Source organism: Burkholderia sp. WTPI3, assembly GCF_021483755.1.
In the GTDB taxonomy this organism is placed as follows: domain Bacteria; phylum Pseudomonadota; class Gammaproteobacteria; order Burkholderiales; family Burkholderiaceae; genus Burkholderia.
In genome coordinates, this window is record NZ_JAGIXF010000128.1 from 1 (window position 1) to 13,722 (window position 13,722).

10 protein-coding genes and 1 pseudogene are annotated in these 13,722 nt (G+C 66.6%); 9 read left to right on the forward strand and 2 right to left on the reverse strand.

Annotation, left to right across the window (positions count from 1 at the left end; all coding sequences use genetic code 11):
• The 3 genes from J7024_RS34105 to J7024_RS34115 all read left to right on the forward strand — a co-directional run.
• On the forward strand, positions 1-691 hold a 691-nt coding region (locus tag J7024_RS34105), incomplete at its 5' end, for an HlyD family secretion protein (RefSeq protein ID WP_234745875.1).
• Between the two features lie 232 nt (positions 692-923).
• On the forward strand, positions 924-2,120 hold the full coding sequence (fdhA, locus tag J7024_RS34110; RefSeq protein ID WP_057927550.1) for a formaldehyde dehydrogenase, glutathione-independent: 1,197 nt from the start codon (positions 924-926) through the stop codon (positions 2,118-2,120).
• Between the two features lie 193 nt (positions 2,121-2,313).
• Positions 2,314-3,228: a LysR substrate-binding domain-containing protein gene (locus J7024_RS34115; protein WP_175750784.1), complete on the forward strand. Its 915-nt coding sequence runs from the start codon at positions 2,314-2,316 to the stop codon at positions 3,226-3,228.
• Here the strand turns inward: J7024_RS34115 and J7024_RS34120 are convergent.
• Together J7024_RS34120 and J7024_RS34125 are read right to left on the reverse strand one after the other, a co-directional pair.
• Complete coding sequence (locus J7024_RS34120) at positions 3,217-4,104, reverse strand: DMT family transporter (RefSeq protein WP_124826918.1); 888 nt, start codon at positions 4,102-4,104, stop codon at positions 3,217-3,219. The genes J7024_RS34115 and J7024_RS34120 overlap by 12 nt on opposite strands.
• 417 nt (positions 4,105-4,521) lie before the next feature.
• Positions 4,522-5,637 carry a GlxA family transcriptional regulator gene (locus J7024_RS34125; RefSeq protein ID WP_124826919.1) on the reverse strand — a complete coding sequence of 372 codons (1,116 nt, stop codon included), beginning with the start codon at positions 5,635-5,637 and terminating at the stop codon, positions 4,522-4,524.
• Between the two features lie 356 nt (positions 5,638-5,993).
• On the opposite strand from J7024_RS34125, the gene J7024_RS34130 reads away from it, so the two are divergent.
• The 6 genes and pseudogenes from J7024_RS34130 to J7024_RS34155 all read left to right on the forward strand — a co-directional run.
• Positions 5,994-7,268: a serine hydroxymethyltransferase gene (locus J7024_RS34130; RefSeq protein ID WP_124826921.1), complete on the forward strand. Its 1,275-nt coding sequence runs from the start codon at positions 5,994-5,996 to the stop codon at positions 7,266-7,268.
• 43 nt (positions 7,269-7,311) lie between these two features.
• Entirely contained in the window at positions 7,312-8,283 is a 972-nt protein-coding gene (locus J7024_RS34135; protein WP_006488981.1) for a dipeptidase, read from the forward strand.
• Between the two features lie 135 nt (positions 8,284-8,418).
• Positions 8,419-8,952, forward strand: a complete 534-nt coding sequence (locus tag J7024_RS34140) for a DUF5943 domain-containing protein (protein ID WP_124826922.1) — start codon at positions 8,419-8,421, stop codon at positions 8,950-8,952.
• 68 nt (positions 8,953-9,020) lie between these two features.
• The gene (locus J7024_RS34145) at positions 9,021-11,084 is read left to right on the forward strand and encodes an NADH:flavin oxidoreductase (protein ID WP_124826923.1); all 2,064 of its coding nucleotides are present in this window, start codon (positions 9,021-9,023) and stop codon (positions 11,082-11,084) included.
• 2 nt (positions 11,085-11,086) lie between these two features.
• Positions 11,087-13,012 (forward strand): (Fe-S)-binding protein, encoded by a 1,926-nt coding sequence (locus J7024_RS34150; protein WP_124826924.1) that lies wholly within the window; start codon positions 11,087-11,089, stop codon positions 13,010-13,012.
• Between the two features lie 4 nt (positions 13,013-13,016).
• Positions 13,017-13,722, forward strand: a pseudogene (locus J7024_RS34155) (electron transfer flavoprotein subunit alpha/FixB family protein); the annotation flags it as partial.

Here is a 13,722-nt window from a genome sequence, read left to right on the forward strand (position 1 = left end):
GCCGGCCCGTCGGGGGGGTGCCGGGGCGCTGGCGACCCTCGCGGCCGCGCAGGCGCAGCTCGAAGCCGCGCGTGCGCTCGGTAGCCGGCTGCCCGTCGACGAAAGCCCGGCCGTCGTGCAGGCGGCCGCGCAGTTCAAGCTCGCGTACCGGAACCTGAAGCGCACGACGATCGTTGCGCCGGTCGACGGCACGATCGGCCAGCGTTCGGTGCAGGTCGGCCAGCAGGTCGGCCCCGGCGTGCCGCTGATGTCGATCGTGCAGCTGAACCGGCTGTGGGTCGAGGCGAACTTCAAGGAAGGGCAGATTCGGCACATGCGCGTCGGCCAGCCGGTCGACGTGGTGTCCGACCTGTACGGGTCGCGCATCGTCTATCGCGGCCGCGTACAGGGCTTCTCGGCGGGCACCGGCAGCGCGTTCTCGATGCTGCCGTCGCAGAACGCGGCCGGCAACTGGATCAAGGTCGTGCAGCGCGTGCCGGTCGTGATCGCGCTCGATCCCCGCGACCTGGCCGCGCATCCGCTGCGCGTCGGGCTGTCGATGCGCGCGACGGTCGACACGCGCAACCGCGGCGGGCACGCGCTCGACAGCGAGCCGCCGACGCCGGCCGTCAGCACGCGCGTGCACGACGGCGTCGCGAGCGACGCCGACGCGGCCGTCGCCGCGATCATCCGCGAGAATCAGGGCGGCTAACGCGCGCCGGCCCGCCGGGCGGGCCGATCGCGACGATCCGCCGGACGACGGGCCTTCGTCCGGCTACCGACCCGACTTTCGTCTTTCCGCCATCGATGTCGGCGCCGATCAAACGCATGTCGCGTTTGAGACATCGGCGCCCCTGCCTCCGGGACTACTCTCGAACAGCACGTTGCGTGCGCGCCGCACCGGCGCGCAGCGGCGCCATCCAACGAGACATGGAGACAATACGATGAGCAGCAATCGAGGTGTCGTCTATCTTGGGCCGGGCAAGGTCGAAGTCCAGAAAATCGATTATCCGAAGATGGTCGATCCGACCGGCCGCGCCATCGGACACGGCGTGATTCTGAAGGTCGTCAGCACGAACATCTGCGGTTCCGACCAGCACATGGTGCGCGGCCGCACGACCGCGCCGGTCGGTCTCGTGCTCGGTCACGAGATCACGGGCGAAGTGGTCGAGGTGGGCCCCGACGTCGAGACGCTGAGGATCGGCGATCTGGTGTCGGTGCCGTTCAACGTCGCATGCGGCCGCTGCGCGATGTGCAAGGACACGCATACGGGCGTGTGCCTGAACGTGAACCCGTCGCGTGCCGGTGGCGCTTACGGCTACGTCGACATGGGCGGCTGGATCGGCGGCCAGGCCGAGTACGTGCTCGTGCCGTACGCCGACTTCAACCTGCTGAAATTCCCGGACCGCGATCAGGCGATGGCGAAGATTCGCGACCTGACCTGCCTGTCCGACATTCTGCCGACCGGTTATCACGGCGCGGTGAGCGCGGGCGTGAAGCCGGGCTCGACGGTCTACATCGCGGGCGCGGGCCCGGTCGGGATGGCGGCGGCCGCATCGGCGCGCCTGCTCGGCGCGGCGGTGACGATCGTCGGCGACATGAACGAGGAACGCCTCGCGCATGCGCGCGCGATGGGCTTCGAGACGGTCGACCTGTCGAAGGACGCGTCGCTCGGCGAGCAGATCGAGCAGATCCTCGGCGTGCCGGAGATCGACTGCGCGGTCGACTGCGTCGGCTTCGAGGCGCACGGCCACGGTTCGTCGGGCCATTCCGAGGAAGCGCCCGCGACCGTGCTGAACTCGCTGATGGAAATCACGCGGCCGGCCGGCGCGATCGGCATCCCGGGCCTGTACGTGACGGACGATCCGGGCGCGAAGGACAAGGCCGCGCAGCACGGCAGCCTCAGCATCCGCTTCGGCCTCGGCTGGGCGAAGTCGCACTCGTTCTTCACGGGGCAGACGCCGGTGCTGAAGTACAACCGCAACCTGATGCAGGCCATCCTGTTCGACCGTCTGCCGATCGCGAAGATCGTCAACGTCGAAGTGATCTCGCTCGATCAGGCGCCGGAAGGCTACAAGAAGTTCGACGGCGGCGCGCCGCGCAAATTCGTGATCGATCCGCACGGTTTGCTGGCAGCCTGACGTACGAACAGAAGAGGCGTGAAACGGGCGGTGCCGGAGACGGCACCGCCCGTTTTTGCTGTGGCGCAACGCGCGTCGTCATCGCTGCAGCCGTGGACGATAGCGGCGACCCCGATCGTCGCGGCCGGGCGTTTGCTGCGATAATCATCGCCCGATCCCGACCCTCTGTCGCCGTCCGGCGGCGACCGCACGGATGGCCAAGTCACTCCCTCTCGCCGCGCTGCACACCTTCGTCGAAGTGGCGCGCTGTGGCAGCATGAAGCAGGCGGCCGACCTGCTGTGCATTTCGCCGGGCGCGGTCAGCCAGCATGTCCGCAATCTAGAGGACCGGCTCGCCATGCGCCTGTTCGAGCGTACCGGGCGCGAGCTCGAGCTGACCGGCACGGGCCGCGCGCTGTTCGACCAGCTTGCCGGCGGGTTCAACGAGATCGAAGCCGCGTGGGCGGACGTTCACGGCGCGAACCGGCGCATCGTGCGGCTCGCCGTGACGACCACCGCGTCGTTCGCGAACACGTGGCTCGTGCAGCGCCTCGGCTCGTTCAATGCCGAATACCCCGAAATCGAAATCACCGTCGAGACGCGCGCGCAACTCGTCGACCTGCGGCGCGACTACGTCGACGTCGCGATTCGCCACGGATTGGGCCGTTATCCCGGGCACGCGGCGTTTCGCATCTGGACGCCCGAGATGTGGCCGGTCTGCAGCCCGCGATTGCTCGATCCGGCCCGCCCGATCCGCACGGCGGCCGATTGCCTGTCGTATCCGCTGCTGCAGGATGCCGATCGCGCCGACTGGACGCTATGGTTGCGCACGCAGGGGATCGAGGATGCGCGCACACCGCGCGGCGCGAGCTTCAGCGAGGACGCGTTGCTGATCAAGGCGGCCGTCGCCGGGCAGGGCATTGCGCTGGTCCGCGACATCTACGCGCGCGACGAAGTCGCGGCGGGGCGGCTCGCGCGCGTGCTCGCGCGGCCGTGGCCGACCGAGTTCTCCTATTACGTCGTATGCAGCGAAGCGCGTCAGCACGAGTGGAAGATCGTTGCGTTCCGCGACTGGCTGGCACGCGAGCTCGGCGAGCCCGACGACGATGCGCGTGGCCTATTGGTGTGACCTGCGGGCGACGCCAGACGAGAACCCCTTGATCTTGCCGGTCGCAAGCGCCGTGCCGAGCAGGATGACCGCGCACCCGGCGATCGTCTGGACGGTAATCGTCTCGTGCAGGAAGACCGCGCCCCACACGACGCCGAAGATCGGGATCAGGAACGTGACCGACGCCGCGTATTGCGCGCCGGCGTTGCGGATCAGCCCGAAATACAGCAGGTAGGCGACGGCCGTGCAGATCGCGCCGAGCAGCACCACGGCGATCCATGCGGACGCGGGAACCGGCGCGTGCGGCCACATCGGCACGGCCAGCGGCACGAGCACGATCGCCGCGAACAGCTGGCTGCCGAACGCCGACACGAACGGCCTGACGTTCGCCAGCTTGCGCTTCGAGTAATGCGCGGCGAATCCGTACGACAGCGTCGCGAGCATCGCGGCCGCGATCGCGCGCGGGGCGCCGGGCGCGCCGGCGCCGATCGCGGAGCCGGCCAGCACGACGACGCCGGCGAAGCCGACCGCGAGGCCGATCGCCTGCGGCTTCGTCAGCGGCACGCGCAGCCATACATACGCGACGAGCGCTGTCCACAACGGGGTCGTGGCGTTCAGGATCGAATCGGTGCCGGCGGACACGAACAACGCCGCATAGGTCAGCAGGCAGAACGGCAGCGCCGAGTTGGCGATGCCGACGACGAACAGCGGCGCCGCGTGCGCGCGGAATTCGCGTCGTGCATCGGCGCTGCGCAACACCGGCAGCAGCAGCACGGTGGCGATCGCCACGCGCAGCGCGATCAGCGGGACGGCGCCGAACGACGGCGCGCCCATGCGCATGAACAGAAACGACGCGCCCCAGATGGCAGCCAGGGTCACGAGCTGTAGTGCATTCATCGACGAACTCCGTTCAATGGGTCGGGCAACCCATTGAACGTCACACGTGCGTCGCGGCGCAAACCCGGTTTTGTGAGGGCCGGTTTAGAAAAATGAATCGGCGCGGGGGTGCGGGAGAGGCGGGAGAGGCGGCCCGCTTTGTGCGGGCTGGTAAATGCACCGTTTAACGTCAGTGCGTCCTGGGCATCGTGCGACGGTCCCGCTGCTCCAGTTAATTGCCCGGCGAACGTAACGGAAACGCACCGGGCATGGGGGAGTTGGCCGCCACAGCGGTCGTGTCGTCAGATGAAGCGGCTCGAAAGCACGAATCGAAAGTCAGCGTTTCTGCATGGCGTATGCGACCATGCCCTTACAACTTCTCGGCACCCGTTTCTTTAAGGCCGCTTTATTTTTCTACCGCATCACGCCGCACGCACGTCACGCATGAATCACATGCGCCGGAAATGCCATCCCCGGGCCTGCCGAACCCTGCGCGAGCGGGGCGACCTGCTTGCGACGTTCGCGCGTCGGCGCAACGCCGAAAGCATCGCGATAGCTCTTGCTGAAGTGGCACGCCGACTGGAACCCGCACGCCATCGTGATGTGCATGATCGACATGTCGGTCTGCAGCAGCAGTTCGCGCGCGCGGCGCAGCCGCAGCGTCAGGTAATAGTGCGTGGGCGTCATCCCGAGATGCTCGCGGAACAGCCGCTGCAACTGACGCTGCGACATGTTCGCCAGCCGCGCGAGTTCCTCGCGCGACAGCGGCTCCTCGATGTTGTTCTCCATCAGCGAGATCACTTCGAACAGCGACTTGTTCGCCGAGCCCAGACGTGCGACGAGCGGCATCCGTTGTTGCGCGCTCGTGTCGCGCACGTGCTCGACGATGAACTGCTCGGCGATCTGCGTGACGCGCGCGGTGCCCACGCGCGCGGCGATCAGGTTCAGCATCATGTCGAGCGGCGCGACGCCGCCCGTGCACGTGATGCGGTCGCGATCGACCACGAACAGTTCCTTCAGGAAGCGCGTGTCCGGAAACTCTTCCTTCAGCGCCGACATGTTTTCCCAGTGGATCGCGCACGCGTAGCCCGCGAGCAACCCCGACTTCGCCAGTGCGTAGGTGCCCGTGCACAGGCTGCCGAGCGGCAGGCCCATGCGAGCAAAACGGCGCAGGGTCGAGAGGTGGGCGGGCGTCGTCGCGCGCTGCACGTCCACACCGCCGCACACGAAAACGATATCCGGCTGCCCCACGCATTCGGCCGGCCCCGTGTCGACCGTGAGCCCGTTGCTCGCCGTGACCGGGCCGCCTTCGGGGCTGATCACCGACCAGCGGTAGAGCGGCTGCCCGCTCAGGTAGTTCGCCATCCGAAGCACCTCGATCGCATTGGTGAACGCGATCATCGTGAAGTTCGGTAAGGGCATGAACGCGAAGTGGGACAGCGACGCTGTGCGGTCGGGCGACATGGGGAGCGTTCCTTGAATCTCTAATAGCTTTTGGCCCGAGGCACGGATCGGGCTGCCGTATTGTGTGAGCGAGCGCAACAAGCGTGCCATACGGCTAAACCCTAGCTCCATACGTTGTATGGGCGTAAGGCCGATGCTGCATTGCACCGTAAACGGGCTGCGCTGCACCTGGGACGAGCGGGGCAGGCACCGACGAAGTGCCTGTCCATAGGTGAACCGCGAGGGCCGGTTCGTTGGGTCATCCGGAAAAGCACGAGCGGTCACTTGTACAAAACGGACGTGCATGGCGGAAAAGGCAAAGAACGCGTCTAAATTCATCAATCCGCCGAAAATCCGAACGACAAGAATAGAGCCGTCGGCAGCCTTGCTCTGGACGCGCTGGAAACCCAGGTACGGCGGGCCTCGAGCTTCGGTTTTCCGCCCTTCATTCTTGTCACGGACGCACTATGTCGAACACCCAGCCTTTCTTCTCGCAGCCTCTTGCCGAGCGTGACGCGCCGGTGCGCAGCGCCATCCTCAAGGAGCTCGAGCGCCAGCAGTCGCAAGTCGAGCTGATCGCGTCGGAAAACATCGTGTCGCGCGCGGTGCTGGAAGCACAGGGTTCGGTGCTGACCAACAAGTATGCGGAAGGCTATCCTGGCAAGCGTTACTACGGCGGCTGCGAATTCGCGGACGAAGTCGAGGCGCTGGCGATCGAGCGCGTGAAGCAGATCTTCAACGCCGGCTACGCGAACGTGCAGCCCCACTCGGGCGCGCAGGCGAACGGCTCGGTGATGCTCGCGCTGGCCAAGCCGGGCGACACGGTGCTCGGCATGTCGCTGGACGCCGGCGGCCACCTGACGCACGGCGCGAAGCCGGCGCTGTCGGGCAAGTGGTTCAACGCGGTTCAGTACGGCGTGAACCGCGACACGATGCGAATCGACTACGACCAGGTTGAAGAACTGGCGCACCAGCACAAGCCGAATCTGATCATCGCCGGTTTCTCGGCATACCCGCGCGCACTGGACTTCGCTCGCTTTCGCGCGATCGCCGACAGCGTCGGCGCGAAGCTGATGGTCGACATGGCGCACATCGCGGGCGTGATCGCCGCCGGCCGCCATGCGAACCCGGTCGAGCATGCGCACGTCGTCACGTCCACCACGCACAAGACGCTGCGCGGCCCGCGCGGCGGCTTCGTGCTGACCAACGACGAAGAGATCGCGAAGAAGATCAACTCGGCCGTGTTCCCCGGCCTGCAGGGCGGCCCGCTGATGCACGTGATCGCCGGCAAGGCCGTCGCGTTCGGCGAAGTGCTGCATGCGGACTTCAGGACCTACATCGACAGCGTGCTCGCGAACGCGCAGGCGCTCGGCGAAGTGCTGAAGGCGGGCGGCGTGGATCTCGTCACCGGCGGCACCGACAACCACCTGCTGCTGGTCGACCTGCGCCCGAAGGGCCTGAAGGGCGCGCCGGTCGAGCAGGCGCTGGAGCGTGCGGGCATCACCTGCAACAAGAACGGCATTCCGTTCGACACCGAGAAGCCGACCGTCACGTCGGGCATCCGCCTCGGCACGCCGGCCGGCACGACGCGCGGCTTCGGCGTCGCGGAGTTCCGCGAGATCGGCCGCCTGATTCTCGAAGTGTTCGACGCGCTGCGCGCGAACCCGGAAGGCGACCATGCGACCGAACAGCGCGTGCGCCGCGAGATTTTCGCGCTTTGCGAGCGCTTCCCGATTTACTGATCGACGACCCCCACAAATACAGAGACTGGAGCGAGAGGCAGATATGAGCACGCTGCATCAGGACAGCATCATCATCGACGGACTGAACATTTCGAAGTTCGAGAAGCCGGTGTTCGAAGACATGCGCCGCGGCGGCATCACGGCCGCGAACTGCACGGTGTCGGTGTGGGAGAACTTCACCAAGACCGTCGACAACATCGGCGTGATGAAGAAGAAGATCCGCGACAACGGCGAACTGCTGACGCTGGTGCGCACGACGGACGACATCTTCCGCGCGAAGAAGGAAGGCAAGACGGGCATCATCCTCGGCTTCCAGAACGCACATGCGTTCGAGGACAACCTTGGCTACATCGAGGCGTTCGCCGACATGGGCGTGCGCGTCGTGCAGCTTTGCTACAACACGCAGAACCTGGTCGGCACGGGCTGCTACGAGCGCGACGGCGGCCTGTCGGATTTCGGTCGCGAAGTGATCACCGAGATGAACCGCGTCGGCATCATGGTCGACCTGTCGCACGTGGGCGGCAACACGTCGTCGGAAGCGATCGCGTTCTCGAAGAAGCCGGTGTGCTACTCGCACTGCCTGCCGTCGGGCCTGAAGGAACATCCGCGCAACAAGAGCGACGCCCAGCTGAAGGAAATCGCCGACGCAGGCGGTTTCGTCGGCGTGACGATGTTCGCGCCGTTCCTGAAGCGCGGGATCGAAGCGAACATCGACGACTACATCGAGGCGATCGACTACGTCGTGAACCTGATCGGCGAAGACGCGGTCGGCATCGGCACGGACTTCACGCAGGATTTCGCGAAGGAATTCTTCGACATGCTGACGCATGACAAGGGCCGCTATCGCCAGCTGACGAACTTCGGCAAGGTGATCAACCCGGACGGCATCCGCACGATCGGCGAATTCCCGAACCTGACGGCCGCGATGGAACGACACGGCTGGAAGGAGTCGCGCATCCGCAAGATCATGGGCGAGAACTGGGTGCGCGTGTTCAAGGACGTGTGGGGCGCATAAGCGCCCGCCGAGCCGAACCGCCACCAGCTCAACACTAGAAAAATCGGGACGTGCCAGCGCTTGCCGCGCGGGCACGCGGACGATGTCGCGCCCGCGCCCGAGCCGCGCGGCCACTTTCCTCACGGAGCCACAACGATGCAACCGCAACTGCCGATCAACGTCGATCCCGATACCGGCGTCTGGACCACCGACGCGCTGCCGATGCTGTACGTGCCGCGTCACTTCTTCACGAACAACCATGTCGCCGTCGAGGAAGCGCTCGGCGTCGAAGCGTATGCGGAGATTCTCTACAAGGCCGGCTACAAGTCCGCGTACCACTGGTGCGACAAGGAAGCGAAGCTGCACGGCCTGACCGGCATGGCCGTGTTCGAGCACTATCTGAAGCGCCTGTCGCAACGCGGCTGGGGCCTGTTCTCGATCATCGAAGCCGATCCAGCCAGCGCGCATGCCCGGATCGAGTTGCGCCACTCGTCGTTCGTACTCCAGCAGCCGGGCAAGGAAGGCAAGCTCTGCTACATGTTCGCGGGCTGGTTCGCCGGCGCGATGGACTGGGTCAACGACACGACGCCGGAAGGCAAGGGCGCGCCGCGCTCGCAGTCGAAGGAAGTGCAGTGTGCGGCCGAGCACCACGACCACTGCGTCTTCGAAGTGTCGCCGATCGCGCACTGACGTCCTGACCGACCGACACAGAACAACACCCGCAACACGAAACACACGAACGCCAGAGGTCGCCTGCGATGCGTTATCCCCACCTGTTCAAACCCATGCAGCTGAACCAGTTGACGCTGCGCAACCGGATCGTCAGCACCGCGCACGCGGAGGTGTATGCCGAGCCGGGCGGCCTGCCGGGCGACCGCTATATCCGCTACTACGAAGAGAAGGCGAAGGGTGGCGTCGGCCTGGCGATCTGCGGCGGCTCGAGCCCCGTGTCGATCGACAGCCCGCAGGGCTGGTGGAAATCGGTGAACCTGTCGAACGACAAGATCATCGATCCGCTGACGCGCCTGGCCGATGCGATGCACAAGCATGGCGCGAAGATCATGATCCAGGCCACGCACATGGGCCGCCGCTCGTCGTTCCACGGCGAGCACTGGCCGCACCTGATGTCGCCGTCGGGCGTGCGCGAGCCGGTGCATCGCGGTAACGCGAAGATCATCGAGATCGAGGAAATCCGCCGCATCATCGGCGACTTCGCGGCAGCCGCGAAGCGCGTGAAGGCGGCCGGCATGGACGGCATCGAAATCTCGGCCGCGCATCAGCACCTGATCGACCAGTTCTGGAGCAAGCGTTCGAACCATCGAACCGACGAATGGGGCGGCAGCCTCGAGAACCGTCTGCGCTTCGGCATCGAGGTGCTGACGGCCGTGCGCGAGGCAGTCGGCAAGGATTTCTGCGTCGGCCTGCGGATGTGCGGCGACGAATTCCACGAAGACGGCCTCGACCACGAAGCGCTGAAGGAAATCGCGCAGGCGATGTCGGAAACGGGCCTGATCGACTACCTGAGCGTGGTCGGTTCGGGCGGCGACACCCACAACACGATCGCCAATTGCATGCCGCCGATGGCGCTGCCGCCGGAGCCGTTCGTGCACCTCGCGGCCGGCATCAAGTCGGTGGTGAAGATTCCGGTGATGCACGCGCAGAGCATCCGCGATGCGGGTCAGGCCGAGCGCCTGCTCGCGAACGGCATGATCGACCTGGTCGGCATGACCCGCGCGCAGATCGCCGATCCGCACATGGTGATCAAGATCCGTGACGGCCGCGAAGACGAAATCAAGCAGTGCGTCGGCGCGAACTACTGCATCGACCGCCAGTACAACGGCCTCGACGTGCTGTGCATCCAGAACGCGGCCACCTCGCGCGAAGCGACGATGCCGCACATCATCGAGAAGTCGCGCGGTCCGAAGCGCAAGGTGGTGGTGGTCGGCGCGGGCCCCGCGGGGCTCGAGGCGGCACGTGTCGCGAAGCTGCGCGGCCACGACGTGGTGCTGTTCGAAAAGAACACCGAAGTGGGCGGCCAGGTGATGATCGCCGCGAAGGCGCCGCAGCGCGAACAGATGTCGGGGATCATCCGCTGGTTCGACATGGAAACCAGGCGCCTGGGCGTCGATCGCCGCCTCGGCGTCGCCGCCGACGAGAAGATGATCATGGCCGAGAAGCCGGACATCGTCGTGCTCGCCACCGGCGGTTCGAGCTTCACGTGGCAGGTGCCTGCCTGGGGCGTGGCCGAAGGGCTCGCCGTCAGCTCGTGGGACATCCTGACCGGCAAGGTCGAGCCGAAGCAGAACGTGCTGCTGTTCGACGGCGTGAGCACGCATGCGGGCGCGGGCGTCGCCGACTTCATGGCGAGCCGCGGCTCGAAGGTCGAGGTCGTGACGCCCGACGTGAAGGTAGCCGACGATTGCGGCGGCACGACGTTCCCGATCTTCTACCGCCGCCTGTATGCGCTCGGCGTGATCCCGACGCCGAATTACATGCTCGATCGCGTGTACGAAGAGGACGGCAAGAAGATCGCCGTGCTGCGCAACGAATACACCGAAGAACTGGAAGAGCGTGCGGTCGACCAGGTGGTGATCGAAAACGGTTCGTCGCCGAACGACGACCTGTACTGGAAGCTCAAGCCTGAATCGGTGAACCGCGGCCAGATCGATCCGCACACGCTGTTCGCGGCCGAGCCGCAGCCGTGCCTGTCGGAAGAGCTGGGCAACGGCCGCTTCCTGCTGTTCCGTGTCGGCGACTGCATCTCGATGCACAACGTCCACGGTGCGATCTATGACTCGCTGCGTCTCGTCAAGGATTTCTAAAGATGAATCCGGCTTTCCTCATTACCGCACTGCTGTGGCTGTCGGTGGCGGGGCTCGCGTTCGCGGTCGCGAAGCGCTCGTCCTACTGGCGTCTCGGGCGCGCCACCGCACCCGGCTCATTCGGCGTCGCGAACCTGTTCGCGATTCCGAAACGCTACTTCGTCGACCTGCACCACGTGGTTGCCCGCGATCCGTACATCGCGAAGACCCACGTCGCGACCGCGGGCGGAGCGATCGCCGCGCTCGCACTGGTGTTCGTCAACTACGGCCTCGCGATCTACTCGCCGTGGCTCGACAAGCTGATCTTCCTCGCGGCGCTCGCGATGCTCGTCGGCGCGGTGTTCGTATGGCGCCGTCGTGCGGCGAAGGACGTGCCCGCACGCCTGTCGCGCGGCCCGTGGAATACGCTGCCGTGGATGCTCGGTTCGTTCGCGCTGGGCCTCGTGCTGTTCATGGTGGTGCCGACCGGCGCGATGTCCGGCGCCTTTGCGGTGCTCTGCGCGCTGCTGATCGGTGCCGGTGCATTCACGATGACCGTCGGCGCCGCAAAGGGCGGCCCGATGAAGCATGCGATCGCCGGCCTGCTGCACCTCGCGTTCCACCCGCGCCAGGAGCGTTTTGCGGCTACCCGTGATTCGTTCACGGGTAGCGGCACGGCCACGCCGCCGACCGCGCTGAAGCTGCCGGACATTGCGCACGAGGAGTACGGTGTCGCGAAGCCCGTCGAATTTCGCTGGAACCAGCTGTTGAGCTTCGACGCGTGCGTGCAGTGCGGCAAGTGCGAAGCCGCATGCCCCGCGTTCGCGTCGGGCCAGCCGCTGAACCCGAAGAAACTGATCCAGGATCTCGTTGTCGGGATGGCGGGCGGCACCGATGCCGCGTACGCCGGCAGCCCGACGCCGGGCCTCGCGGTCGGCCAGCATCGCGGCGAGCCGAACGGCCCGATCGTGTCCGGCCTGATCGAGGAGCAGACGCTGTGGTCGTGCACGACCTGCCGTGCCTGCGTGCAGGAATGCCCGATGCTGATCGAGCACGTCGACGCGATCGTCGACATGCGCCGCAACCGCACGCTGGTGCACGGTACGGTGCCGGGCAAGGGCCAGGAAGTGCTGGCGAACCTGCGCGAGACCGGCACGATGGGCGGCTACGACACGGCCGCACGCTACGACTGGTCGGTCGACCTGAACGCGCCCGTCGCGCAAGCCGGCAAGCCGGTCGACGTGCTGTTCGTCGCAGGCGAAGGCGCGTTCGACATGCGCTACCAGCGCACGCTGCGCGCGTTCGTCAAGGTGCTGAACAAGGCCGGCGTCGACTACGCGGTGCTCGGCGGGACCGAGACCGATACCGGTGACGTCGCCCGCCGCCTCGGCGACGAAGCGACGTTCCAGCAGATGGCAAAGCGCCTGATCGCGACGCTCGGCTCGCTGTCGTACAAGCAGATCGTAACGGCCGACCCGCACGTGATGCACAGCCTGCGCAACGAATACCGCGCGCTCGGGCTGCGCGTGACGGTCAAGCATCACACGACGTACCTCGCGGAGCTGGCCGATACCGGCAAGATCGCGCCGAAGGCCGTCGAAGCGCTGCGCGAAAAGCGCACCACGTATCACGACCCGTGCTACCTCGGCCGCTACAACGGCGAAACGGAATCGCCGCGCAAGCTGCTGAAGAAGATCGGCATCCAGGTCGTCGAGATGGAGCGCAATGGCATGCGCGGCCGCTGCTGCGGCGGTGGCGGCGGTGCACCGCTGACCGACATCCCGGGCAAGCAGCGTATTCCCGATATCCGTATCGCCGACGCACGCGCGATCGGTGCGGACGTGGTCGCGGTCGGTTGCCCGAACTGCACGGCGATGCTCGAAGGCGTCGTGGGCCCGCGCCCCGACGTGCTTGACGTGGCCGAACTCGTTGCCGCCTCGCTGGAGTGAATCGATGAACACGATCAAACGAATCGATCCGCGCCGGCCGTTCATCATCACGGCCGAGGGCCTGAAGCGCATCACGCTCGGCGAGGAAGGCAGCGCCGATGCGAACGCGCAATGGTCTGCGCACGGTCACGGCGTGGCGGCTGCGAAGCCGCGCCGCGCGGTGCAGGATCCGAAGCACGTGATGCTGGTGGTGGCGCACACCGAACGCGGCGCGCTCGACGATCACACGCGGCAGGCGATCGCCGCCGCCGCGGTGCTCGCCGACGCGCAGACGGAAGTCGCGCTGCTGGCATTCGGCGAACTGAAGGACGACGCCGCGGAACTCGGCGTCGACAAGCTGATCGAGCTGGCCGATTTCGACCGTCGCGCGTTTGCGCCTGAAAGCGAATTGCAGGCATTGCTGGCCTGCGCGGCGGCACTCGCGCCGAAGCACGTGTTCGTGCCCGACAACGCGACCGGCGACGGCGACCTCGGCCGGCGTTACGCGGCAGCCGCCGGAGCGAGCGTCGCGACCCACGTGGTCGAGATCGACGCGAAGCATGTCGGCGCGTATGCGCAGGCCGGACGGGCGTTCGCGACGCGCGGGCTGCCCGACGTGCTCCTGCTCGCGCAGAACGCGGTCGAAGCGAAACTGCCGTTCGTCGGCGCGGGCGAGCGCCTGGCGGCCGGCTTCATCCGCCCGGCCGGCGACGCGGCGCAGACGGACCGCG